The organism is Luteolibacter flavescens, from assembly GCF_025950085.1.
Lineage (GTDB): Bacteria > Verrucomicrobiota > Verrucomicrobiia > Verrucomicrobiales > Akkermansiaceae > Haloferula > Haloferula flavescens.
This window is the reverse complement of sequence record NZ_JAPDDS010000009.1, coordinates 199613-226399: the sequence shown is the minus strand read 5'-3', so window position 1 is coordinate 226399 and position 26787 is coordinate 199613. Positions and strand designations below refer to the sequence as shown.

The window sequence follows — 26787 nt, the reverse complement described above, 5'->3', positions numbered from 1 at the left end:
ATCGGAGGATTCTCCAATGGTCGTGCGGCTCTGTACAGCCCAATTGCTCAACTTCAGTTAATTTTCAGACGGCTTCTTAGATTATCACGCATATCTTTATCTTTTGGTTTAATTGCGAGCCCAGAAAGATTCACAAGCTTTTAACATCACCGATATCGGGACATTCAAAATTAGAGCTTGAGAACGGATACCTCACTGATAGAACTAGTGGCGTTGTTCGCCCCCACTCCCGGACAACAATCCCCCCCACTTGAACTCCCGCTGGATACGCCCCCTCCCTCGCGTCCTTCATCAAGGGTATGACTGTCGAGAAGTCCGTCGCAGGCACTCGGTGAAAGAAAGTCAACTCCTGACATCCCCTTCACCTGTCCCGGCCAGCGACGGGACCACGCGATATCGGGCGGCCGCATGATAAAGGCCGCCTCTTCACACATCAGATCAGGAAACCCAAATGACCATGATTCCGAAAAACAACCTCTCCTGAAGTAGACAAGTCATTTCCTCTCCCCCCCTCCTCCCGGAATGATCCCCCCCCCGATTGATCGGCCCCGCCGGTCGGCAGATCCATGCCGTACAGGCAGTCTGGGCTCCAACTCCCTGCATGACTCGCGGACAAGAGTCCTCCGCATGCCCAAGCGGAAAGCCGCCAGCCGCGGCTTCGTCCGGCGTCGGCATGCGAGGCGGCGCACCGAGGCCACCATCCCGACCTGGAAGCGTGCGATGGATGTGTCGCTCGTGGTGATGTCGCTGCCGGTCTCGATCCCGTTGATCCTGGCCGTGATGCTATGGATCCGAATCGTATCGCGCGGTCCCGCCTTGTTCCGCCAGGAGCGCGTCGGCCATGAGGAGAAGGCCTTCACGATCTATAAATTCCGCACCATGCACGAGGGTGCGCAGACCCGGGACCACGAGCTGCACGTGGCGCGACTAATCGAGTCCGACCAACCGATGGTGAAGCTGGATGAGCTTGGCGACTCCCGCATGATCGCCGGTGCCTGCTTCCTCCGGAGCACGGGCCTAGACGAACTGCCGCAGCTCTTCAATGTGCTGCGCGGGGACATGAGCCTCGTGGGTCCGCGGCCATGCATTCCCGACGAGCACGCGTTCTTCACCACGGCACAGCGCGAGCGCTTCCAGGTGCTGCCGGGCATCACCGGTATCTGGCAGATCAGCGGGAAGAATCGCACCACCTTCCGCGAGATGGCCACGCTCGACGTGGCATATGCTCGCCTTTCCTCACCGGGACTGGATCTAACGGTGCTCGCATGCACGCCGATGGCGGTGCTGCGTGAGCTGAAGCATTACCTTCGCCGCCGTATCTTCTCACCCGCCCCCGCGCACGCTGACAGCGCCGTGCTGGAATACGGAAGTCCCCAGCTTCGCGGAGACCGGTCATGAAGCAGCAACTCGCAGTCGGCATCGTGGGATGCGGGTATTGGGGGCCAAATCTGGCCCGCAATATCAGCCTGCATCCTGATGCCGGGATCGCGGCCCTGTGCGACCTGAATCCCGACCGGCTGGAGCATGTCCGCCGGATGCATCCCGGCGTGCGGTTCTTCACGGATTTCCAGCGCTTCCTGGCCATGCCGGGACTGGACGTGGTGGTGGTGGCCACACCTGTTAGAACCCACCACGCGCTTGCAAAGGCCGCTCTACTGGCAGGAAAGCACGTGCTGATCGAGAAGCCGATGGCAGCCTCCGTCGCGGAGTGCGAGGACCTCATCGCGATCGCCCGGAGCGAGGGACTGACCCTGATGGTCGGCCACACCTACCTCTTCTCCGAGCCTGTCCGAAAGATCGCCGACATCATCCGCTCCGGCGGCATCGGCGAGCTGAAATACATCAATTGCCAGCGGCTGAATCTCGGCCTCTTCCAGCAGGACATCAATGTCGCCTGGGACCTGGCCCCGCATGATCTCTCGATCATCCTGCACGTGATGGGCGAGGCCCCCGAGCGCGTGAACTGCCAGGGGAATGCCCACATCAACCCGGGCATCGAGGACGTGACGAATCTCTCGCTCGGCTTCAAGCGCCATCGCTTTGCCACCATCCAGAGCAGTTGGCTGGAGCCGCGGAAGGTCCGCCAGATGACCTTCGTCGGCACGCACAAGATGATCGTCTATGACGACCTCCAGCCACTGGAGAAGATCCGCATCTATGACGTGCGGGTCGAGTGCCCGCCGCACTACGACAGCTTCGCGGAGTTCCACTACTCCTACCACTACGGCGACTGCTACCTGCCGAGGATCGAGCAGAGCGAGCCGCTGAAAACGATGTGCTCGCACTTCATCGAGTGCATCCGCGAGCAACGCCGCCCGCTGACCTGCGGCCAGCGCGGCCTCGACGTGGTGAGGATTCTTGAAGCAAGCTCTTCTTCCCTGCGCGACGGTGGCGGGCCCATCTCGCTCTCGGGTCTCTCATCCCCGCGCCGCAACGAACGGGAGCCATCCCTGAACCCGGAGGCCATCGCGTCATGAAGGCCCACGTCGGGGAAAACCTGCGGATCGCCGCCGATGTCGTGCTCGGGAACCGGGTCGCGCTCGTGGATTTCGTGAATCTCTACGGCTGCGAGGTCGGCGACGATACGAAGCTCGGCACCTTCGTGGAGATCCAGCGCGGTGCCAAGGTCGGTGCCCGCTGCAAGATCTCCAGCCATACTTTCATCTGCGAGGGAGTCCTCATCGAAGACGAGGTCTTCATCGGACATGGCGTGATGTTCGTGAACGACCGCTACCCACGGGCGACGAATGCCGATGGCTCGCCGAAGTCATCCGCCGACTGGCACTGCGAAAGCACACGCGTGGAATGCGGTGCTTCGATCGGCTCCGGCAGCACGATCCTCGCAGGCATCACCATCGGCAGCGGTGCCATGGTCGGCGCTGGCAGCGTGGTCACCCGCGACGTGCCACCGCACGCTGTGGTCGCAGGCAATCCCGCCCGCATCATGCGCGTGATGTCTGGTGTCCCCATTGAACTCCTTCACCACCCCTCCGTGCATGCGTGACAGACATGCACTGGCTGAAGAACTGCTTCACGATCTCCGGTCTGTGATTCCCACCCCTCCCAACCTCTAACGTCAGTCCCCCCCCCGGAATGCAAAAGACTGCCCCCACCCCCAGCAAAGGAGGCATCGGCCTTCAGGATATCCTCTTCGTTCTATTCAAGCACAAGTGGAAGATCATCCTCCTCGGCATCCTCGGCCTCGCAGCCGCTGCCGGTGTATTCTTCACGCAGAAGCCGCTCTTCGAGTCCCATGCGAAGATCCTGGTCCGGCACGTGGTCCAGCGTGGCGGCATCGACGGCACCGACAGCCAGGTCGACGCCAGCGGCCGCTCCGGCGAGCAGGTCGTCAACACAGAGATCGTGATCATCCGCAGCGGCGACCTCGCGAACAAGGTGGCGAAGAGCGTGGGCGTCGAGCGACTGGCCCCGGGATCGAGCGACAAGATGGCATTGATCGACGCCGCTCAAGCGGTCCAGGCAGGCCTTGAAGTCGCACCAGAAAATCGCGGCAGCAATGTCCTCGTCGTGACCTATCGCCACACCGATCCCGAGCTCGCACGCGAGGTATTGGCCGAGGTCGTGAGGCTCTACCCCGAGGAGCACCTTGAGGTGCATCGCTCGGTCGGGGCCTTCGATTCCGTGGCGAAGCAGACCAACATCGTCCGGGAGAAGCTCCAGCAGACCGAAAGGGAACTGGAAGAACTGAAGTCCAAACACAAGATTACCACGGTCGAAGCGAAACTGCTCTCGCTCACCCTGCTGAAAGACAAGACCGAAGGCGAGATCGTGACCGCCGAAGCGGAACTCGCCGCACAATTAGCAAAGGTCAAAGACCTGGAGAAGAACCTCGGGGTGCCTCCACCGAACGCGAAGAACGGGGCGAACAAGCCCGTCCCTGCAGCGCCAACACCGGAGCAGTTGGTGGAGTATCGAGATATCACCACCCGGCTGGACCGGCTCCAGGAGCAGGATGTCGAACTGAGCAAAACGCTTCGTGAAAATGACCCGCAGCGTCGGCGGATCAAGAGCGAGTCCGATCTCCTCAAGGCGTCACGTGGGGACCTGCTGAAGATTGCCCCCGGGCTCGCGATCCAAGCGGCGCCAGCCAACGGCGAAATCCCGGTGAACCCCAATCTCCAGCTTCAGAATGAGAAAGCCCTGCTAGGATCGATCGAGGCACGTATCGCCCGCTACAGGCTTCACCTCGAGGAACTCGATGTGGAATTCAAGAAGCTCGCCGAGATAAGCCCACGATTCAAAGAACTCCAACTCGAGCGCGAGACACAGGAAGGCGAGTATCGCCTGCTGGAGTCCAATCTGAAGAAAGCCACGCTGGACCAAGCACTCGACCGCACCCAGATCCCCGGTCTGAAGGTGATGGAGCAGCCGACGCCGGCAGCGAAAGGCTTCAACGAGAAGACGAAGAAGCTGATGTTCGGCCTCGCGGCTTGCGGCTTCGCGCTGGGTATCGCTCTCGCCTTTCTCCTGGAACTGGTGGTGGATCGCCGGATCACGCGGCCCGCGGAGATCGAGACGCGCCTCCAGGTTCCACTCATGCTTTCCATCCCATACGTTCGCCCGAAAAACCGCGGTGCCCATCTCATCGCCAACGACGGATCGGAAGCGAATGGCGGCGAGGGTCAGAAGATGCTGCCGGCCGTCCGCACGCCGAACGGCATCCCGGGTTTCCCGGGACGCACGGATCACTTCATCCATCCTTACTCGGAAGCCATCCGCGATCGCATCGTCTTCAATTTCCAAATCAACAACATGACCCACAAGCCTAAGCTGATGGCCGTGACCGGCCTCTCGGCAGGCGCGGGCACTTCCACCATCGCGGCGGGTCTGGCGAAGGCCTTCTCCGAGGTGAATGGCGCTAAGGTGTTGCTGGTCGATCTGAACTCCGACTATCCGGACGACAACCCGATGTTTGGCAATAGGCCTCTCCACTCGGTGGTGGGTGCCCTGCAGGCCGCACGCAACACACGCTTCAAGGAGGGCGGGCAGAACCTCTACCTCGCCAGCGCGGCCGCGACGAAGGCCGATGCGAATGCCACGCCTTTCGGCCCGATGCATCTCTACGAACTGCTCCCACATTTCCGCGCCAGCGAGTTCGACTACGTGATCTTCGACATGCCGCCGATGGCCCCCACCAGCCCGACGCTCGCCATGGCGGGTCTGCTGGACAAGGTGCTGCTGGTCGTGGACGGCGAGGATACCAGCCGCGATGCGCTGAAGTGGGGATACTCGGAGTTGGTCAAAGGCCGCGCCGATGTCTCCTGCGTCTTCAACAAGGCACGCACTCACGCACCGCGCTGGGTGGCAGGCGACATGTGATCCCCCCGCCGCCTGATAGCATCGTGAATCCTCCAGGTCACCGTTCCTCCACGCTTTCCCGGGATCAGGTGCATCCTTCACCGGATGATCCTGAGCCTGCCTGTTGACGTTCCTCTCCCCAGCCAGAACGCCTTCACCCCCCACCCCCCCGCCCCCCCAAAATGATTCGCCTTCGGCACAAGGTGCTGATCCATAGTTTCCGTTTGTTCGACCAGCTCATGCTGGTCGCAGCGGCTGCACTCATCATCTACTTCCGTCCGCAGCTCGCGCTGCTGGGCGGTCATGCGGCATCCCCCGCCAACTACCGCATCACGGACACCATCGGCGTCCTGATCCTGGCACTCGGCTGGGTCGGCATCTTCGCCTACACCATCCGCTACAAGGCCGACCGCTTCGTCGCGCTCACCACCCAGATCAAGGACCTGGTGAAGGCCACCACGCTTGCCGCGTTCTGGCTGATGCTCGTCAGCGGGATCTTCTCGGTCGGCAGTTTCAATACGCTCAATATCCTCGTCTTCTGGGGCGCGGTTACTGGCACGGGCGTGGTCAGCCGGCTCTTCATGCGCATCTTCCTGATGAGCGCGCGGCGGTCCGGCTACAACTACCGCTACCTCCTCATCATCGGCGCGAACTCCCGCGGCAACGATGTGGCCGCAAAGATCGATGCAAAGCCGGAGCTCGGCTACAAGATCGTCGGGTTCGTCGCGGAGAATGAAAGCGCCCGCCAGATCTGGGCAGAGCAGGGCGTGCACCACGGCGAGGTGCTCGGCATGCTGGAGGATCTCCAGTGCGTGCTGAAGCGCGAGCGCGTGGACGAGATGATGGTCTGCCTGCCGGTGGAGTCCCGCTTCAGCGACATCGTGAATGTCGTGCAGCACGCCCGAGAACTCGGCGTGGTCGTCCGCCTGATGCCGGATCTGCAGGACGGCTCGCTTTTCAAGAACGTCCACCTCGAGGAGTTCGATGGCGAGCACGTCATCACCATGTTCCGCGAGCAGATGCTGCTACAGCTCCTCGCGAAGCGCATGGTGGATGCCACGCTCTCCGCCACCGCGCTCGTCGTGCTCGCTCCGCTGATGATCATCGTCGCGATCCTCATCAAGGTGACGAGTCCGGGACCGGTCTTCTTCGCGCAGGACCGCGTAGGGATGAACCAGCGCCGCTTCCGCATCTACAAGTTCCGCTCCATGGTGGTGGACGCCGAGGCGAAGAAGAAGGAACTCGCGCACCTCAACGAGATCGCCGACGGCCCTGCCTTCAAGATGAAGAACGACCCGCGCATCACCGCGATCGGCCGCTTCATCCGTAAGACCAGCATCGACGAGTTGCCACAGCTTTTCAACGTGCTGCACGGCGAGATGAGCCTCGTGGGCCCGCGCCCGCCGCTGCCTGACGAGGTGAAGATGTACGAGTGGCTTTTCCGCAAGCGCCTGTCCGTGAAGCCCGGCATCACCTGCGTGTGGCAGATCAGCGGCCGCAGCAACACGACCTTCGAACGCTGGATGCAGATGGACAGCGAGTACATCGACAACTGGTCCATCTGGCTCGACCTGAAGATCCTGGTGAAGACCGTGCCCGCCGTGCTACTCGGCCGCGGGGCCTCCTGATTCATCACTGCCCTTGCCCATGCCCTCCCTCTCCAAAATGCTGAACTTCGCCGGATCCATCCTCGATCCGCGCTCCTACCTGCACGTCCTGCGGCTGATCCACTACTGCGGCTACAGCCATGTGCGCGAGCGGGGAAAGGTCACGAAGGGCCGCGGCACGGGCCTCGCGCCAAATGCCTCGCTGCGCAATGGAGAGCGCATCGTGATGGGCCACGACTGCCACATCGGCGAGCGCTGCTACCTCTGGGCCGGGGACTCCACCGGCCGCATCATCCTCGGGAACTACGTGTCGCTGGCACCCGAGGTCTTCATCACTGCCTCCGACTATCGCTTCGAAGCCGGGAAGCCTTTCCGGCAACAAGCGAAGAACGAGCGCGACATCCACATCGGCAACGACGTGTGGCTCGGAGCCCGCGTCGTGGTCACGGCCGGCGTCACCATCGGCGATGGCTGCATCGTCGGTGCCGGAGCCGTCGTCACGAAAGATCTGCCCGCCGGCTCGATCGCCGCGGGTGTCCCCGCCCGGGTCATCGGAAAGCGAGAGCCCGTCACTGCTGTAGAAACATCCCCCCCATGAAAGCCGACGTAGCCATCGTCATCGTGTCCTACAATTCGCGGGACCACATCGGAGCCTGCCTCGAGAGCGTTTTCGCGCAGAGGAAGTCCGTCACCCAACAGGTCATCGTGGTCGACAACGACTCCCGCGATGACACCGTCAATTTCATCCGCGAGAATTTCCCGCAGGTGGAGCTGGTGCTGCCCGGTGCCAATCTCGGCTTCGCCAAGGGCGTGAATCTCGGCGTGAAGCACTCCGATGCGGAATACGTGCTGCTGCTGAATCCGGACACCGAGATCCTCGACCACGCGGTGGACGTCATCGTGGACTTCGCGCGGAAGAATCCGGGCCACGGTCTCTACGGCGGCCGCACCCTTCGTCCGGACGGCAGCCTGGAGCCGTCATCGTGCTGGGGCCGTCCCACCTTGTGGAGCATGACGTTGTTCGCCTTCGGCCTCACGACCATCGCGCCGAAGAACCGCTTCCTCGATCCCGAATCACTCGGCTCCTGGCAGCGCGACACGGTGCGCGAGGTCGGCGTCATCACCGGGTGCTTCCTGCTTTCCCCCACGAAGGTGTGGAACGAGCTCGGCGGACTCGACGAGCGCTACTTCATGTATGGCGAGGATGCCGACCTCGCGATGCGCGCGCACAGCGCCGGCTATCGCCCGGTGATCTGCCCGGATGCAAAGCTCATCCACGAGGTGGGCGGCTGCTCGGACACTCCGGTGCACAAGACGATGCTGCTCTACCGCGGCAAGGCGAGCCTGGTGCGCACGCACTGGACCGGCCTCGCGCAATGGCTCGGCCTCTTCTTCCTCGCCACCGGCACCGGCCTCCGCGCCGCGATCAGCAAGGTGAAAAAGCCGAACCCTGAGGCCACCAACAGCGCCGCCGCCCGCTGGCAGACATTGTGGGCCGAGCGGAACAAGTGGATCTGCGGCTACGGCAGCCCCACGGCTTGAGAAATCCAGCGCCTCTCACCCCCGTGATCAGCGTTGTCATTCCCAGCTACAATCGCCGCGACTGCGTTCTCGCGCTGCTGGCCGACGTCTATGCCCAGGAAGGTGCGGACTTCGAGGTCATCGTCGTGGACGACCGTTCGCCCGACGATAGCGTCGAGGCCATCCGCCGCGAATACCCACAGGTCACCCTGCTGGTGAACGAGAAGAACGGCGGCCCAGCCGTGACTCGCAACCGCGGCATCCGTGCTGCGAAAGGAGACATCATCGTCGGCCTCGACAGCGACGTGACCGTGCCCGACCGCCATGTGCTGGCGAATGTGGAAAAGCGCTTCCGTGCGCACCCCACCGTCACCGGCCTCGCCTTCCGCCTCTACAAGCCGGACGGCAAGTCCGAGGACACGCCGCGCTGGTGGCACCCGGTGCCGATCGGACAGTATGCGGACAAGAGCTTCCTCACCTCCTACTTCAGCGGCACCGCGTATGCCTTCCGCCGGGAGGAGTTGATCGAGGCGGGCATGTATCCGGAGATCCTCTACATGCACTACGAGGAGGTGGAGCTCGCATTCCGCATCCTGGACAAGGGAGGCTCGATCCTCCACTGCCCGGAGCTCTCCGTGCTGCACCACGCAAACGAGGTTTCCCGCCGGAGCGAAGTCAGTGTCTTCTACAAGCCGCGGAACCAGGTGCTAGTCGCCGTCGCGTGCCTGCCGGGCTTCAAGGCACTCCAGTATGCGATTCCGAGAATGGTGTTCCAATTTATCACCGCATGCCGCCGCGGTCATGTGAAGGACTTCATGCGTGCGATGAAATCGGCCTCCCAACTTATCCCCCGACGCTTGGAAAAGCGTGAACCCCTGAGGTCCGAGACGATGAAGCGAATCGGCGCATTGAAACATGGGCTCGCCCCGTGAACATGGCGTGTTTGCCGCTTTATATTCTCACCCCCGCCTTCACTCCGTAATATCCGCACCCACCTGACTATCAATCCACCCCGATAACAGTTAGGCTCCATTTCCGAGTTCCCGCTTGCTAACATCGCTTTTCCCCGGACTCTTGCCCCCTCAATCTGAAAATCTCAGGTAAATTCAGAAATCGTTAAGCTTCGGCTGCGATTGTGAATTGTACGGACTCATGATTACGCGGTGCCCCCAGCCCCATATCCCTGAAGTCCCCCACTCCGGCCTGATCTCCCTCAAAACCAGCATATCGGAGAAACCCCGAACCTGTACATGAGAATCAAAGCCTGTTTCCTTTTGATGGCCGCCCTGCTTGCGGCCCCGTTTTCCGCATCGGCCAAGCCGACGCGGGTCCCATCCTTCGGCCCGAATGGAACCCACTGGCCGGAGCTGATCCCGACGCCGTTCATGTATGACAACACGGTGTCGAACATCGTCCACGTGCCGTGCAACTGGACCGCGATCAAATCCGCGATTCAGGCCGTGACGAACGCCCAGGCCAACAGCGGCACGCTGATCCTGGTGGCACCCGGCACCCTGACCGGCAATGGCAGCGGCAGCGGCGCGAATCCGGTGATCGAGAACGTGGGCTCCACGAGTTGGGGCCAGCGCGTCACCGTCGCCCCGCGCGATGGCTACGGCAGCGTGAAGTGGGAAAAGGGCGTGCGCTTCGTGAAAGTTTACGGCGTGTGCTTCGCCGGCTTCGAGTCGATCGGCATCAGCGGCGTGAAGATGCATGGCTGCCGTCGGTCCGCCTTTGCCTGGATCAAGTGCACCGGCCACCTCGGCATCTACGGCACGGACGGCTTTGTCACGGAGGGCATTGAGGTCGCCGAGCTGGTCCAGCCGGACCACTACGTGGTGAGCGACGATTCCGCGGACCTCTACGCCGGCGGCGGCGGCTATGATGGCTGGCGCTTCGACGGCTGCTATCACGCACCGCGGTTCTTCGAGGTGCCCTATACCGGTGCGAAGCCGCACACGGATACCTTCCAGATGGCGGCAGCGGGCGGTGGCAGCTACAGCAACATCACGCTGCGGGACAGCGCCTACTTCTCCTCGAACAACTGCGCCATCCAGACCGGCAACGTGGACGGACTCTTCCTCGAGAGATCCTACGTCGTCTCCGGGGAGACCTCGCTCTCCCGCTATCCCCACCTGCCCGGCGGCGCAACCGAGGCGACCTCGAATGCCTTCAATGGATCCGGGAAAAACTTCACCGCCAAGGACTGCGTCTTCATCGGCGGCATGGGCCTGAATACAACCGACGCCGCCCGTCCGTGGGCCTTCGTCCAGAACACGAAAACGAACCGGACCTACGGCTCTTCCAATCAACCTCAGTCGGGCTCCTGGACCGTGGACACCACGCTGAACCAGAACAACTCGGGCATGCCGCCCTACCCGACCGACTCGTATCTTCGCACGATCTGGGCGAATCCGGGCGCGACGACCGACGTGCAGCGCCCCGTCTTCATCCCGGCGGGCGGGACATTCAACTCGCCGCAGCAAGTGACCATGACCTGCTCGACCGCGGGCTCCACCATCTACTACACGCTGGATGGCAGCACGCCGACCGCATCGTCCACGCGCTACACCGGGCCGATCACCGTTTCCGCGACGACCACCGTGCGCGCCTTTGCCACCGCACCGAGCCTCACCGCTTCCCCGGTGGAGGGCGCCGACTACGTCATCACGAACCAGGTGAACAAGCCGGTCTTCTCCCCGGATGGAGGCTTCTTCAGCTCGGCGCAGCTCGTCACCATCTCGACCAGCACCTCCGGTGCCTCGATCCGCTACACGCTGGACGGCAGCTCGCCGACGGCATCCTCCACGCTCTACTCCGGCCCGGTGCTGATTTCCACGAGCGCCACCCTGCGCGCGATCGGCGTGAAAGCGGGTGCCACGAACAGCGCCATCACCTCCGCGAACTTCGGCATCGGCGACTCCTACGTCTCCAGCGACGCGTGGACGAATATCACCATCCCGACGCAGACCACGCGCTTCACCGTGCGATGGAATGCCGTGCCGGACTCCATGGCCGTCGATGCGGTGACCGGCCTGTCCTTCGGCTCGGTGGATGGCTACAGCGACCTCGCCTGCATCGCCCGCTTCAATATCAATGGCACCATTGATGCCAGAAATGGTAGCTCCTACCAGGCGCTCGCCACGCTGAACTACACCGCCGGGACGATCTACCGCTTCCAGATGGACGTTGATCCCGCGACCAAGAAATACTCCGTGACCGTCACTCCGAATGGCGGGACACCGGTGCTCATCGCGCAGAATTTCAGCTTCCGCACCGAGCAAGCCGCGGTCGGCAGCCTCGACCATTTTTCGCTCGTGGCTCTGGAAGGCGGCTCGCACATGGTGTCGGACATCGTCTTTGGCACCTCGACGCCGCCCTCCGCACCCCAAGGCCTGCGCGTGACGTCAAATCCCTGAGTCCCCCGCTTCCATTCATGGACGGCATCGCGACGGGTCGCGGTGCCGTCATTTCATCGCCCCCTCCCCCTACCCGTGAATCCCCCCCCAGTCCGAGTTCTCTACAGCTTCCCGCACAAGCTTGGCGCAGGTCGCATCTGCACCACCGCGTGGCACCAGATCGAAGGCGCATCGCGCTCCGGTGCCCGGGTGACCGTGCTGGCGGGCTCGCAGGTCCGCCCTCTGAACGACGCCGTAACCGTCCGGACGACACTCGCGCTCGGCAAGCTGCGCGTGCCCTACAAGCTCGTCGGCCGCGACCTCGCCTGCCACTGGCACGACATGACCACCGCGCGGTGGCTGAATGCGAACCACCGCGAGGTGGACGTGGTCCACGGCTGGCCGCTTGGCTCGCTGCGCACGATCCGCACCGCGAAGCGCCACGGCATCCCCGTGGTGCTGGAGCGGCCGAATGCCCACACCGCCTACGCCTACGAAGAGGTGGAGCGGGAGAACCGCGACGTGGGCATCGTGCTGCCGGACAATCACGACCACGAGGTGGACCCGAAGCGTCTCGCGCTGGAAGAGACCGAGTACGCCGAGGCGGACTACCTGCTCTGCCCGTCCGACTTCGTGGCGAAGACCTTCCTCGATCGCGGCTTCGCGGAGTCGAAGCTGGTACGCCACCAGTATGGCTACGATCTCTCGCGCTTCAGCCCGCAGCAGCTTTCGGCAACCCGCGACGGGCTGGTGATGATCTACGCGGGCGTGGTGGAACCGCGGAAAGGACTGCATCACGCGCTGAAGGCATGGCTTGCATCGGGCGCGCATGAGAAGGGCACCTTCATGGTCTGCGGCGAATTCGTCCCCGGCTATCGCGAGCGGCTGGAGCCGATGCTCTCGCACCCGAGCGTGAAGATCATGGGGCATCGCAAGGACCTACCGGAGCTGATGCGGCAGGCCGATCTCTTCGTGCTCTCCTCCGTGGAGGAAGGCAGCGCGCTCGTCACCTACGAGGCTCGGGGCTCCGGCTGTGTGCTGCTCGTCTCGGATGCCTCCGGCGCGGTGTGCGAGCACGGCCACGACGGCCTGATCCATCCCATGCGCGATGTCGAAGCCCTGACCTCCCACATCCGCCTGCTCGACCAGGAACGTCCGCTGCTGGAGGTGCTCCGTGCCGCCTCCATCTCCGGGCTCGGCCAGCTCACCTGGGACGAGGCGGGCCGGAGACTGGCGGACGTCTATCGCAGCGTGCAGCGGCGCCTGGCCGCGGCTGCCGCCTGATCGATGCAGCAATCCCCCCCTCCCGTGAGCGCACTCGGATTCCTATTCTTCGTGGTCACCGCAATCGCGCTGCTCAGCGTGCCGCGAAAGTGGGCGCTGATCCCCTTTCTCGTCGGCATCATCTTCATGACCCACGGCCAGCGCTTCGAGCTGGGCGGAGTCGGGCTGCCGATCTTCCGCCTGCTGCTGATGGTAGGCCTCGGCCGTATCATCATGAAGGGCGAGGGCATCGAGGGAGGTGCCAATGCCATCGACAAGCTGCTGATCGCATTCTTCGGGTGGATGTTCTTCGCGAATTTCTTCCACGAGTCCGGCGCGGAGGATGCTGGGCCGATGTTCATCATCGGCGTCTCCGCGGAGATCGGCATCTGCTACCTGCTCGTCCGCTGCTATTGCCGGACCCTTGAGGAATTCTACGCCATCCTCGCGGTGCTGGCCTACCTGCTCGTGCCGGTCGCGCTGGAGATGGTGCAGGAAGAATTCACCGGCAAGAACCTCTTCTCGTCGGTCTTCGGCGGCGTGAATGAAATGGTGGTGATGCGTGAAGGCGAGCTCCGCGCCCGCGGCCCCTTCCGCCACGCCATCCTCGCGGGCACGGTGGGAGCCGGTCTCATCCCGCTGATGTTCGCAATGTGGCGGCGAAATCCCCGCGCTTCCCTGACCGGCATGGCGGCGTGCCTGACGATGGTCATCGCCTGCTCATCCAGCGGGCCCATCCTCAGCCTCATCTTTGGCATCCTCGGCATGTGCCTGTGGTGGTTCCGCCCGTGGATGGGCCTCATCCGCTGGTGCATCCCGCTCGGCTACATCTTCCTAGAGATCATGATGAAGCAGCCCGCCTACTACATCATCGCGAAGCTCAGCCGGGGTGGCAGCACCGGGTGGCATCGGTCGCGGCTGATCGAGGCGTTCATGAAGCACTTCGGCGAATGGTGGCTCGTTGGCACCGACTACACGCGCGGATGGATGCCGACCGGACTTCCGGGTAAGCATCAACACACGGACATCACGAACTACTTCCTCGCGTTCGGGGTGAAAGGCGGATTGCTCGCCGTGTTGCTCTTCGTGGCCATCATCTGGATCGCCTTCAAGTGGGTGGGCGACATTCTGAATGCGCGACCTGACCTTGATCCGCGCGACCGCTTCATGATCTGGTGCATGGGTACCAGCCTTTTCACGCACGTCGCCAGCAGCGTCTCGGTGGCCTACTATGACCAGTCGTATGTCTTCTTCTGGTTCAGCATCGCCTCTATCTCCGCCCTCGCGGCGATGATCCACGAACCGGTGGAGGAAGCCGCAGAAGAAGAAGCGGAAGCGCCCGCCGAGGAAAGCAGCACCGGCAACACCGGCGGCGGCTACACCTACGACATGCCGCGCTTCTGACATCGTGCCCCGCGAATGCACTCTCCCGAAACGGAACAAGACGCCATGCCCCCCCTCGCTTGTCCCCCAGATCCGGCCCTCGACAATAGCTCTCCCCTGGCTTCCCCCGCGGTCGCCATGAGGAAGGTGCTCTTCATCGCCTATCACTTCCCGCCTTCCGGTGGCGGGGGCGTGCAGCGCTCGCTGAAATTCGTCAAGTATCTGCCGGAAGCCGGCTACCTGCCCATCGTGCTGACCACCGAGGCCCCGGACGGTCGCCGCTGGACGCCGAAGGACCAGGCGCTGATGGACGAGGTCCCGCCCGAGGTGCAGATCCACCGCGTGGCCATCCCCGACGAGGTCCACGTGCCGGGCAAGCTGGAGCGGGCGGCGCGGGAGCTGCTGGGCCTGCGCAGCCGCTTTGGCCGGACATGGATGGAGCAGGTGATCGAGGCCGGGACGAGGATCGCGGCACAACAGAAGCCTGACCTGATTTTCGTGACCATGTCGCCCTTCGACGGCGCGGACGCGGCGGCAGAGATCTCCCGGCGCACCGGCATCCCGTGGGTCGCGGACCTGCGGGATCCGTGGGCGCTGGATGAATTCCAGCTCCACCGCACCGGCCTGCACCGCGAAATGGAAAAGGCACAGATGCAGCGCTCGCTGGAGAGCGCCGCGCTGGTCATCATGAATACTCCCGAGTCCGCGCGACGGGTGAAGGAAACCATGCCCCGCATCGCGCCGGAAAGGGTGGTCAGCCTGACGAATGGCTACGACGCGGAGGACTTCTCCGGCGATGCCCCGCCCATCGGCGGCGGGAGATTCAATATCGTCCACTCCGGCTATTTCCACGCCGAGCAGGGACTGACGGAGCGCTCGCGCCAGCGCCAGTATCGCCTGCTGGGCCGCACCATCCCGGGCGTCGAGCGTCTGTCGCGCTCCCACTACTACCTGCTGCAGGCCATGGAGAAGTGGCTGGCGGAAGCGCCGGACATCGCCAGCGAGGTCCGCATGCACTGCGTGGGTGTGCTTTCGAGGTCCGACCAAGCCCTGATCGACGCCTCCCCGGCGAAGGAGCTTTTCGCATGCTCCGGCTACCTCAGCCACGCCGAGTGCCTGCACTACGTCCGCGGGGCCGACCTGCTTTTCCTCCCGATGCACAAGATGCCCGAGGGCATGAAGGCGGGTCTGGTCCCCGGAAAAACCTACGAATACATGGCCGCCGGCCGCCCGGTGCTGGCCACCCTGCCGGCGAGCGACGCCCGGGACTTCCTTGAATATGCGGGCACCGGGGTCTTCTGCGACCCGGGCGACGTGAACGGACTGCTGGCCGAGCTGAAAGACCAGCACGCCAAATGGAAATCCGGCCAACAGTCCTGCGATTGGAATGCCGAATTCGTCCGCCAGTTCGAGCGAAAAAACCTCACGGCCGACCTTGCGGAGTTTTTCGATCAAGTCCGCTGACATTTCCCTCCCCTCCGACTTAGATGCAGGCCGAAAGCGTGATCGACCAACCAACGGACCAACCTTCGCCCTCACCCCGTGACGCAGGCGCGTCACAGCCTGCACCCGGACGTCGCGACCCATTCGCCTCCATCGACGTCTCAAAGGACCTCCGGAAGAACTCCGTCCGCGGGGCTTCCTACATGTCCATGGCCCGCATCGCCGGGCTCGTCCTGCGCATCGGCTCGACCGGTGTCCTGGCCCGCATGGTCTCGCAGAGCGACTTCGGCCTCATCGGGATGACGGCTGTCTTCACGAATTTCCTCGCGATCTTCATGGATGTGGGGCTTTCGCAGGCCACCATCCAGCGCCCGGAGATCAATCACCGGCAGATCTCGACGCTCTTCTGGATCAATGTCGCGCTCTCCGTGCTGATCGCCGTGGTCTTCGCGGCGTCAGCACCGCTCATCGCGATGTTTTACAACAATGCCATGGAGCTCGTGACCATCATCCCGGTGCTGGCACTGAGCTTCATCTTCGGCGGACTCGGCCTGCAGCACTCGGCGCTGCTCACGCGGAACATGCGCTACTCGGTGCTGGCCGCATCCGAGGTGGGGTCGAGCGTGGCGGGTGTCATCGCGGCCATCGTGATGGCGAAGGCGGGGATGGGCTACTGGTCGTTGGTGGGCCTCGCGCTCGCACCGCCGATCGTGAAGACCCTCATGCTGTGGGCCGCGCTGCGCTGGATGCCCAGCCTTCCCTCGCGCGGAAACGGCGTGAAGAGCATGCTGAAATTCGGCGGCGACGTGCTCGGCTTCAATGTCGTGAACTACTTCTCGCGCCAAGCCGGCAGCCTGCTCATCGGCCGCTACTGCGGGGCGAATCCCCTGGCGCTCTACGACCGCGCCTACAGCCTGCTGCTGATGCCGCTCGGCCAGATCAACGGACCGCTCGGCGCAGTCTCGATCCCCGCCCTCTCCCGCCTTCAAAAGGAGCCGGACCGCTTTGCCCGCTATTATCTGAATGCGATCCTGCTCATCTGCTCGCTGAGCATTCCGGTCATCGCCGGGCTCACGATCTTCTCCGATCAGGTGGTTCTGCTGTGGCTTGGCGAAAGCTGGATGGCCACCTCGGAGATCTTCCGCCTGCTGGCCGTGGCCGCGCTCATCGGCGGCATCTCGAATCCCGCGGGGTGGCTGCTCATCGCCCTCGGGGAGACGAAGCGCTACCGGACGATGGGCGTGGTGAACTCGCTCGTCATCGTGGCCGGCTTCACCGCCGGGGTTTTCCTTGGACCGAAGGTCCCGGGCCAGCAAGGCTCGCTGCAAGGCGTGGCCATCGGCTACTCGCTGGCGATGATCCTCACGTTCATCCCCTACTGGGCATGGTCGCTGAAAGGCACGCCGGTGAAGCTGCGGCAGGTGATGGGCACCATGATGGTTCCCACGGTCTCGTGCCTCCCCGCGGGTCTCGCCGCATGGTGGATACTCCAGCAGGCGGGCCGCATCGATGCCTGGGGCATGGTGCTCGCCGCCATCGCCGCATTTGGCATCATCTATGCAGGCGTCCTTCTCTTCGGATTTCGGAAGCTCAGTTTCTTCCGCAACATCGCCGGAGAGTTCAGGAAATAGCAGGCTCCCATATCGCACGATCATTCCCCCCCATGGTCATCATCATCCCCACCTGCCAGCGCGGCGAGCTCCTCGTGAGGACGCTGCAGTGTCTGGTCGATGCCGATCTTCCCGACTCCGTCACGCGCGTCATCGTCGTGGAGAACGGCAAGAAGGACGAAGCGGAAGCCAAGGCCGCGAGCTTCGCGGACAGGCTGCCGGTGGAGTATCTCTACACGCCTGTCGGCAGCAAATGCGCCGCGCTGAATCTGGCGTTGGAATCCTGCGACGGGGAATTCGTGGTCTTCTTCGACGATGATGTGCGGATCGATCCCGGTTGCGTGCGCGCTTATGCCGAGGCAGCGAAGGGCAAGACGGGCGGCGAGTTTTACGCGGGCAAGTGCAATGTGGACTACGACGTCGCACCGCCGGAATGGTTGAAACACTATCTCCCTTTCTCCGCGAAAGGATGGAGCTATGGCGATGCGATCCGCGCTCTCAATGAACCGCTCGCGCTCGGCTTCAACTGGGCGGCCTTCGCCGATGACATCAAGAAGGCAGGCTCCTTCAATCCGGACATTGGTCCCGGACGGCTCATCTCAATCGGCGATGAAACCGACCTCCAGCGCGTGATGCTCGATCAGGGAGTGAAGGGCATCTATCTCCCCGCCGGGCTGGTGTGGCATCACGTGCCAGAGGACCGCTGCTCGACGGCGTGGACACTGGAGCGGAATCGCCGCATGGGCCTGCTAGTCGGCCGGAAGCTAGCCAATGCTCCGGCGGCAAAGCGCTTCGGAAAAGCCGCCGTCGCCCGCGCCAAGATCATCGCACTCGGCCTGCTGACAAAGGCAGGCAAGGCAATGCTGAGCGACGCCAGGCACTTCCACTACCAGCAGCGGAAGTCATGGAATCTGGGCGTGTGGCAGGGACATCAGGGCTTTGGCTCCTGATATCGTTCGGCATGCTTTTTCATTCGCACTCGTCATCCTGACAAAAATGACGACACCAGCCTTAGTTAAGCACATTCAATCATAAGGCGATCATAGATAAGTAAAAATATCTCGCATGAAATTCGCCTGATTGATAGTTTGATTTGCTTTCGCGCTACTCCCCCTATCCCTCGATACTTTCCAGCCCCCCCGGCTGAACTTATCCGGCCCCTCCCCCCCACCCCATGCCAAGTCTCCCCCGACACGCTGGCTCCGGACTTCCTTATTCAAGGCAAGGTCCCGCTCATGCGCCACCGAAGCCGCCATTTTGAGGCGAGCCCGGGCCGATTGAACATGGCCCACGCAGATCCCCCCTGTTCCCCCTCCCCCCCCTCCTACCCCCCAGATGAAATTGAAGTTCCTTTCCCGAGGTTCGGACCGTCGTGTCGATGCCTTGTCGCCCGGATGGCGAACCGCATGGACAGTGTCGATGATATTGGCGACGGCCACGGTGCTTCCCGCCGCCGAGCCGCAACAAGTCGGCTTCTCGCCGAGCGTGCTGAACGGCCTCGGAACCGGGACCAGCCAGAACAAGGCAGCAAAGGTGACCTCGCTGCAGTTCGGCCCGGACAACCGGCTCTACTTCACCCAGGTGAATGGCACGGTGATCGCCTGCGACGTCACCCGCATGGGACCTAACAACTATGTGGCCTCCAACGTGGAAACGATCCCGCTGGTCAAGAACATCCCGAACTACAACGACGACGGCGCACGCAACACCACCCTCACCGAGCGCCAGTGCACCGGCATCCTGGTCACCGGGACGGCAGCAAATCCGGTGGTCTATGTTTCCTCCTGCGACCCGCGCGAGGGTGCAGGCAGCGGCGGCACCGACCTGAACCTGGACACGAACTCCGGCATCATCTCCCGCCTCACGAAGAATGGCAGCGGCGTCTGGGAAAAGGTGGACATCGTCCGCGGACTCCCGCGTTCCGAGGAAAACCACGCGAACAACGGACTGACCATCAGCGCGGACGGCCACACCATCTATCTCGCGCAGGGCGGCAATACCAATGCCGGCAGCCCATCCGCGAACTTCGCCTACTCCTGTGAGTATGCACTTTCCGCCGCGGTGCTCTCCATCGATCTCGTCGCGATCAATGCGATGCCGGTGAAGACGGACGGCTACGGCCAGCACTATCTCTACAATCTGCCGACGCTGAACGATCCGAACCCGGCCCGCGGCGTGAATCCCGACGGATCGAACGTGAACGATCCCTTCGGCGGCAATGACGGCCTGAACCAAGCCAAGCTCGTCCCGGGCGGCCCGGTGCAGGTCTATGCCTCTGGTTTCCGGAATCCCTACGATGTCCTGATAGCGGCGACGCCGGGGCGCGCGGGGAAGATGTACACCTTCGACAACGCGGCCAACAGTGGCTGGGGCGGCTACCCGAAGAACGAGGCAACTCCCGCCGCGGTCACAAATGAATACGTGACCGGCGAGCCCGGCGCGGTGAACAATAAGGATGGCCTCTATCTCATCAGCGGCCCGGGCTACTATCGTGGCCACCCGAATCCGATCCGCGCGAATCCCGCCGGAGCCGGATGGTATCGCAATGACGAGGGCGGCGCAGGCTTCGTTTACTCCACTGCACCGACAAGCGACTGGCCACCGGTCCCGGTCTCGATGGCGGACCCGCAGCAGGGCGACTTCAAGATGCCGGGGCCTGCGGACGGCGCGCTGATCACCAACAGCGCCTCCACCACCGGCATGGCCGAATACACGGCCGCGAACTTCGGCGGCGCGATGACCGGCAACATCATCGCCACCCAATACAGCGCGAAGACCGTCCAACGCATCATGATGAATGCCGACGGCACCGCCGCCACCGGCAGCACCGTGCTGCTGAATGGCGACTCCTACGGCACACCGCTCGACGTGACCTGCCCGGGCCCGGGTGCGGCTCCCGCCTTGGCCGGCACCATCTTTGTCGGTCATCACTCCAGCAAGATCACGATCCTCGAGCCTACCGACTTCGACTCGTCGGGTGGCGGCGTTTGCTCCGGTGTCTTCAGCTTCGCGCTGGACGAGGACAATGACGGCTATAGCAACGCGGACGAGATCTCCAACAACTCCGACCCCTGCTCGCCCGCCGTCACGCCTCCGGACAATGACGGCGATTTCCTTTCCGATCTCCTCGACTCCGACGATGACAACGACGGCATCGCCGACACGCAGGATGTCTACCCCATCGACCAACTCAATGGCCGCGATGTCTCCCCGCCGGTGCGCCGCGAGCTCTTCAACGAGCTGGGCATCGGCTTCTTCAGCATCGGCTTCAAGGGCGTGATGCTGAATCCGGGAGAGAACTACTCCCAGAAGATGAACGTAGACGAACTCATCGCGGGCGGCACCGCAGGTCTCTTCACCGATCCGACGGTCGGCCCGGGCAATCCCCACGGCTCGTCCAACACGCAGATCAACGGCTTCCACTTCGGCGTGAATGTCGATGAGATCACCGGCCCGGTGCTCGCCACATCGCGGCTCGGCGGCCTGCTCTTCAATGGCACGCCGACCGCCGGCCAGTCGCAGGGCATCTTCATCGGCAACGGCGATCAGGACAACTACGTGAAGGTCGCAGTGAACGCCAACGGCGGTCCCGGAGCGATCGAGGTGGTGCACGAGGAAAACGGCATCATCCAGACGCAGGTGCTCCACCCGGCCACCGGGCTCTTCAGCTCGGATGTGATCCTCGCCTTCCTCATCGACCCCATCGCGGGCACGGTGCATCCCGGCTACTCGCTCGGTGGCGGCCCGGTTACCTACGTCGGTTCACCCCTCGCGGTGAGCGGCAAGGTGCTCGGCTCGATCCGCGGTACATCCGCGATGGCCTTCGGCCTGCTGGCCACCACGGGCACGGTCGGAACGCCGACCTTCAATGCGACCTGGGACTACTTCGATGTCTCCCCGGTGCCAAACACCGCCGCGGCAAAGCTGACGGTGAGCAGCGGTGCGGGCACCACGCTGAATTCCTCCACGAATACCTCCGGCTCCTTCAAGCTGGAGAACCTCTCCACCGGCGGGCAAAAGATCACCTCGCTGAAGATCGACCTCCGCACGGCCATCCTCCCGGACATCGTCTTCGACCCCGACCACACCGCGGGGGACAATGACGGCAAGTCCTTCCAGGTGGATGCGAATGGCTCGGGCGACCCATCGGCCCCCACCGGCACGGCGACGCACTCCTACGAGGCACCGCACAATGGCACCGACAGCGGCGACGGCTACAGCGTGATCGCCATCGACCTCGGCACCGCGATGAACTTCGGCCCCGGGCAGCTCCTGAAGTTCTCGTCGGACATCGATCCGCTGAGCATCAAGATGACCCCGACGCCGGTCGCCGGTCCCGGCCCGCTTCACTCCGGAAGCGTCTCCGGCATGGAGATCGTGGGAGCGACGGTGACGGTGACCTTCGACGACGGAACGATCCGCAAGTCCCGCCTCGGCGGCATGCCGGGAACACCGGACTCGAACAAAGGCTCGACCACCACGCTGGCCAATTCCCAGCTTCCCGCCCCGACCCTTACCGTGCCGGGCAAGGCCTCGCCCTTCACCACCATCACGCAGCCGACCGTCCGCATCATCGGCACGCCGGGAGCCACCGTGCAGCTCGGCGTCTATCGCTCGGCTCTCCGTCTGGTGGATGGCATCTACACAGTGCCCGGCTACCAGATCGATCCGTATGAGACGAACCGCGTAGAGAGCTTCGGCTACGCCGACGAGACCATCGGCGCGGGCGGCTACGTGGACGTCCCGCTTTCCCTCAGCCATGACGAGGAGATCGGCGGCATCCACCTGATCTCCGCCTTCACCTTCGACAGCACCGGCAAGCGCAGTGCCTCGTCGAATGTACTGACCATCGAGTATGACCCGACCGCCTCCCCGGCGACCGCACTCTACCGCATCAATACCGGATCGACCACCAGCTACACCGACTCGTCGGATCAGGTCTGGGCGGCCGACGTCAATACGAGCACCTACAACTCGACCTCCGGCGACAACAACACCTTCGCCAATGCGATCTCGGGCACGGAAGACGACGTGCTTTACCAGACCTTCCGCTTTGACGGCAGCGCGTCATCGCCGCTCGACTTCAACTTCACGGTGCCGAATGGCACCTACGAGGTCCGCCTGCATTTCGCCGAGACGTGGTCCGGCATCACCGCCGCCGGGCAGCGCGTGTTTGACGTGTTGCTGGAAGGTCAGACGGCGATCAACGACCTCGATGTTTTCTCAGAGGCCGGGCCGAATGCCGCGCTGGTGAAGACACTCCAGACACCGGTCACCGACGGGCTCCTGACGATCGGGCTCCGCCACGTGGTGCAGAATCCATTCATCAGCGGCATCGAGATCTATCAGCTCAGCACCACCGGCCCCGACCTCGAGGCCCCCGTGGCTCCTGCCCTGCTGACCTATTCGAGCCTGCAATCCGGCAGCATCCAGCTCGCCTGGTCCCAGGCGTCGGACAATTCCGGCAGCATCGCGGGCTACCGCATTTATCGCGATGGCGTGACCGATCCAATCGTCCAGACGACTTCACTGTCCTATCTGGCCGCGGGCCTGATGCCCTCGACCGGCTATACTTTCGGTGTGGAGGCATTCGACGCCGCGGGGAACGTTTCCACCCGCACGACGCTCACGGTGACCACCGCTGCGGACACACAGGACCCGACCTCGCCCGGTCAATTCAAAGGCGTCGCGGGCAACGAGCAGGCTATCCTTTCTTGGCAGGCCGCTACGGATGACACCCGCATCCAGCACTACCGCATCTCGCGCGATGGAAGCCAGATCACCACGGTCACCGGCCTGACCTTCACCGATACCGGGCTCACGAATGGCACCACCTATGCCTATTCCGTCGTGGCCGTGGACGTGATGGGCAAGGTCTCCCAGCCGGTGACGGCATCCGTCCGCCCGCGGGCACTGGGACCGGCTCTCTACCGCGTGGACTGCGGCCTCATGACCGGCAGCTACACGGACCAAGAGGGCCGCATCTGGTCCACCGATTCGGGCTTCAATGCGAGCAACGACACCACCGGCCCTTCCCCGGCCACGAGCGTCGCGATCTCCGGCACGACGGCACCGGACATGTATCGGAATTACCGCTACAAGAACCGTAACTCCGGCACGCCGCTGAAGTATGAATTCACCGTGCCAAACGGCGAATACGAGCTGCGCCTGCACTTCGCCGAGCTCTGGACAAATGCCGCGAACAATCCCGGTGCCCGCGTCTTCAATGTCGCCGTGGAAGGCCAGCCCGCATTGGCAAACCTCGACATCTTCGCGGAGGCCGGCCTGAACGCCGCCCTCGTGAAAGCGCTGCCGGTCTCGGTCGCGGACGGCAAGCTGACCATCGACTTCACAGTGGTGGTGCAGAATCCGCAGATCTCCGGCATCGAGATCTTCCCGCTTCAGGACGGCCCGCCGGACACCACGCCGCCAGCCACCCCGGCGAACTTCACGGTTGCGAGCAAGACGGACAGCAGCGTGACCCTGTCGTGGGCAGCCCCCACCGACGACGCCACCGCATGGGTGGTGAAGCGGGGTGCCACCCAACTGGCCATCGTCACCGGAACCACCCACGCCTACACCGACTCCGGCCTGACCGAGAGCACGGCCTACACCTACTCGGTGGAAGCCCGGGATGCAGCCTACAACCTGTCGATCCCCGCGACGCTGAATGTCACGACAAATCCGGACACCACACCGCCACCGGCCCCGCTGAACTTCACTGCGGCTCCGGGCAATGGCCTCGTCATCCTGTCATGGCAGGCACCTGCCACCGGCGGCCCCATCGCGAACTACCAGATCCTTCGTAATTCGGTGCTGCTGACCACGGTCACGTCGCCCGGCTACACTGACCACGACGTCACCAACGGGACGACCTACAGTTATCAGGTGAAAGCTGTCGATGCCGCGGCCAATGCCTCGGTGCCCGCCAGCGCGAATGCCACTCCACAATCGCTCGGACCCGCGCTGCACCGCATCAACTGCGGCAAGCTCGATGGTGCCTACACCGACCCTGCAGGCAATGTCTGGTCGGCGGACACCTTCTACAACGTGGCCAACACGAACACGGGCACCAGCACCATCTCGGTGACGAACACCGCGGTGCCCGAGATCTACAAGAGCCATCGCCTGAAAAACCGCAGTTCCACGACGCCGCTGAAGTATCAGATCCCCGTCACCAATGGCATCTACGAACTGCGCCTGCACTTTGCCGAGGTCTGGTCCGGCGCGACTGAAGCCGGGAAGCGCGTCTTCGACGTGGCCGTGGAAGGCTCGGTCGTTCTCGATGACTTCGACATCTTCGCCGAAGCCGGTCGCGACAAGGCGCTGGTGAAGACGATCCCCGTGATCGTGAGCGACGGCTCGCTGACCATCGACTTCCTGGTCGTGAAGGGAATGGTGAATGGCGTCGAAACCGCCCTGCAGAATCCGCAGGTGAATGCCATCGAGGTCTTCCCCGTGATGAGCAGCGGATCCGGCGACACCATTGCACCCGGAACACCCGGCGCACTTGCGGCAGCCAACGTGACCCACACGACGGCAGATCTCTCATGGAGCGCGTCCGCCGACAACGAAGGCGGCAGCGGCGTGGCCGGTTACCGGATCTTCCGCCGCGCCTCCGCCACGCAAGCGATCGAGGAAGCGCAATTGATCGCCACCGTCACCGGCACCACCTTCAGCGACAGCGCCCTGACCGCCGGCATCGCATATGAATACCGCGTGGTGGCCTACGACGTGGCGAACAATGCCTCCGCCCCGGCGATCCTTCCTGTGACGACCGTGCCGCTCGACGTGACCGCACCGACGGTGCCGACCGAGCTGACGGCTACTCCGGCAGCGGGTCAGGTCACGCTCTCTTGGCAGCCATCGACCGACATCGGTGGCAGCGGCGTGGCCCACTATGTGGTCCTCCGCGATGGCAATGAAATCGCCACGGTCACAACGCCAGGCCACATCGACACCGGCCTGATCGGAAACGTCTCCTTCGTCTATGAGGTGAAGGCCGTGGACGTCGCCGGGAATTCCTCGGCCTATGCATCCGTGAATGCCACCACGCCCGGTGACACGGTGGCACCACCGGCACCGCGCCATCTGACAGCCACGCCGGGGAATGGCAGCATCACGCTCTCCTGGCTGGCACCGCTCGCCACAAATGACGTGAGCGGCTATGAGATCCGCCGAAATGGCACGCTGGTCACGACCGTCGGCTCCACCAGCCATGTCATTACCGGCCTGCAGAATGGCCAGTCCTACACCTATCAGGTGCGGACCGTGGACACCTCCACGAATGCATCGGCCGATGCCTCCGCCTCCGCGACGCCACGGGTGCTGGGCACCTCGGTGATCCGTGTGAATGCGGGCGGAGGTGCCTTCACCGACCTGCTCGGCAACGTGTGGGCGGAAGATCTCGGATACTTCAACATCGGCCAGACCGCGCCGAATGCCACGATCCCGATCTCCGGCACCGAGGACGACTCGCTCTACCAGTCCGAGCGCTATGACGGCTCCGCGGACGGGGCGGATCTGGAATTCTCCACGCCGGTGGCGAATGGCAGTTACGAGGTGCGCCTGCACTTCGCCGAGACCTATGCCCAGATCACCGCGGCCGGGATGCGCGTCTTCGACGTGTATGCCGAGGGTCAGCTCGTGATCGATGATCTCGATATCTTCGACCGGGTGGGGCTGAATGCCGCGCTGGTGATGACTTTCCCCGTCACCGTGACGGACGGGACCATCAATGTCCGCTTCGATCACCTCGGCCTCCAGAATCCGAAGATCTGCGCCGTCGAGGTGCAGGCGATCATTCCTCTGGCAGCGACTTCCTTCGCGGACTGGCTGGCCCAGCACAATCTCCCCGGCCAGACGACAGGCGACGCAGATGGCGGCGGTCTGTCGAACCAGGAGGAATACGAACTCCAGCTCGACCCGAACAACCCGAACGATGACCTCGCCTTCCACCTGACCTGCACGGGACAAGGCACCACCAAGGTGATTGCCCTCCCGGCGCTGAAGCCGATCGGCAACTACTACCTCCACCGTAGCTCGGGCCTGAACGACCTCGGCAATGTCGCGAACCGCATCGCCACCATCACCAAGGCCCAGATCGAGGCCATGACGCCCGCCGAGAGGGCGAGCCACACAGTCCCGGACAGCACGGGAGGAACCCGAGCCTTCTACCAACTGTTCTTCGAACCCGTGGCCGATTAACTGCTTCCAGCCCCGGATGACCGCGGTCATCCGGGG

Annotated in this window: 15 protein-coding genes; all 15 read left to right on the top strand. The window is 63.5% G+C overall.

Annotation, left to right across the window (positions count from 1 at the left end):
- The first annotated feature begins 627 nt into the window (after window positions 1-627).
- The 15 genes from OKA04_RS16665 (at window position 628) to OKA04_RS16595 (ending at window position 26751) form a co-directional block, all read left to right on the top strand.
- On the top strand, window positions 628-1398 hold the full coding sequence (locus OKA04_RS16665; RefSeq protein WP_264502327.1) for a sugar transferase: 771 nt from the start codon (window positions 628-630) through the stop codon (window positions 1396-1398).
- Window positions 1395-2477, top strand: a complete 1083-nt coding sequence (locus OKA04_RS16660; protein ID WP_264502326.1) for a Gfo/Idh/MocA family protein — start codon at window positions 1395-1397, stop codon at window positions 2475-2477. Before OKA04_RS16665 ends, OKA04_RS16660 begins: the two co-directional genes overlap by 4 nt.
- Entirely contained in the window at window positions 2474-3004 is a 531-nt protein-coding gene (locus tag OKA04_RS16655; RefSeq protein WP_264502325.1) for an acyltransferase, read from the top strand. The genes OKA04_RS16660 and OKA04_RS16655 overlap by 4 nt, the downstream gene beginning before the upstream one ends.
- A gap of 89 nt (window positions 3005-3093) precedes the next feature.
- On the top strand, window positions 3094-5340 hold the full coding sequence (locus OKA04_RS16650; protein ID WP_264502324.1) for a GumC family protein: 2247 nt from the start codon (window positions 3094-3096) through the stop codon (window positions 5338-5340).
- A 161-nt stretch (window positions 5341-5501) separates the two neighbouring features.
- On the top strand, window positions 5502-6947 hold the full coding sequence (locus OKA04_RS16645) for a sugar transferase (RefSeq protein WP_264502323.1): 1446 nt from the start codon (window positions 5502-5504) through the stop codon (window positions 6945-6947).
- 19 nt (window positions 6948-6966) lie between these two features.
- The gene (locus OKA04_RS16640) at window positions 6967-7524 is read left to right on the top strand and encodes an acyltransferase (RefSeq protein ID WP_264502322.1); all 558 of its coding nucleotides are present in this window, start codon (window positions 6967-6969) and stop codon (window positions 7522-7524) included.
- Complete coding sequence (locus tag OKA04_RS16635; RefSeq protein WP_264502321.1) at window positions 7521-8468, top strand: glycosyltransferase family 2 protein; 948 nt, start codon at window positions 7521-7523, stop codon at window positions 8466-8468. The genes OKA04_RS16640 and OKA04_RS16635 overlap by 4 nt, the downstream gene beginning before the upstream one ends.
- Before the next feature lie 23 nt (window positions 8469-8491).
- Window positions 8492-9379 carry a glycosyltransferase family 2 protein gene (locus OKA04_RS16630; RefSeq protein ID WP_264502320.1) on the top strand — a complete coding sequence of 296 codons (888 nt, stop codon included), beginning with the start codon at window positions 8492-8494 and terminating at the stop codon, window positions 9377-9379.
- 345 nt (window positions 9380-9724) lie between these two features.
- Window positions 9725-11866 carry a chitobiase/beta-hexosaminidase C-terminal domain-containing protein gene (locus OKA04_RS16625; protein ID WP_264502319.1) on the top strand — a complete coding sequence of 714 codons (2142 nt, stop codon included), beginning with the start codon at window positions 9725-9727 and terminating at the stop codon, window positions 11864-11866.
- 75 nt (window positions 11867-11941) lie between these two features.
- Window positions 11942-13129 (top strand): glycosyltransferase family 4 protein, encoded by a 1188-nt coding sequence (locus OKA04_RS16620; RefSeq protein WP_264502318.1) that lies wholly within the window; start codon window positions 11942-11944, stop codon window positions 13127-13129.
- A gap of 24 nt (window positions 13130-13153) precedes the next feature.
- Window positions 13154-14512, top strand: a complete 1359-nt coding sequence (locus tag OKA04_RS16615; protein ID WP_264502317.1) for an O-antigen ligase family protein — start codon at window positions 13154-13156, stop codon at window positions 14510-14512.
- Window positions 14513-14629: 117 nt separating this feature from the next.
- On the top strand, window positions 14630-15955 hold the full coding sequence (locus OKA04_RS16610; protein ID WP_264502316.1) for a glycosyltransferase: 1326 nt from the start codon (window positions 14630-14632) through the stop codon (window positions 15953-15955).
- A gap of 23 nt (window positions 15956-15978) precedes the next feature.
- Window positions 15979-17565: a lipopolysaccharide biosynthesis protein gene (locus OKA04_RS16605; protein WP_264502315.1), complete on the top strand. Its 1587-nt coding sequence runs from the start codon at window positions 15979-15981 to the stop codon at window positions 17563-17565.
- A 32-nt stretch (window positions 17566-17597) separates the two neighbouring features.
- Window positions 17598-18494, top strand: a complete 897-nt coding sequence (locus OKA04_RS16600) for a glycosyltransferase family 2 protein (RefSeq protein ID WP_264502314.1) — start codon at window positions 17598-17600, stop codon at window positions 18492-18494.
- Between the two features lie 469 nt (window positions 18495-18963).
- Entirely contained in the window at window positions 18964-26751 is a 7788-nt protein-coding gene (locus tag OKA04_RS16595) for a malectin domain-containing carbohydrate-binding protein (protein ID WP_264502313.1), read from the top strand.
- Window positions 26752-26787: the final 36 nt, after the last annotated feature.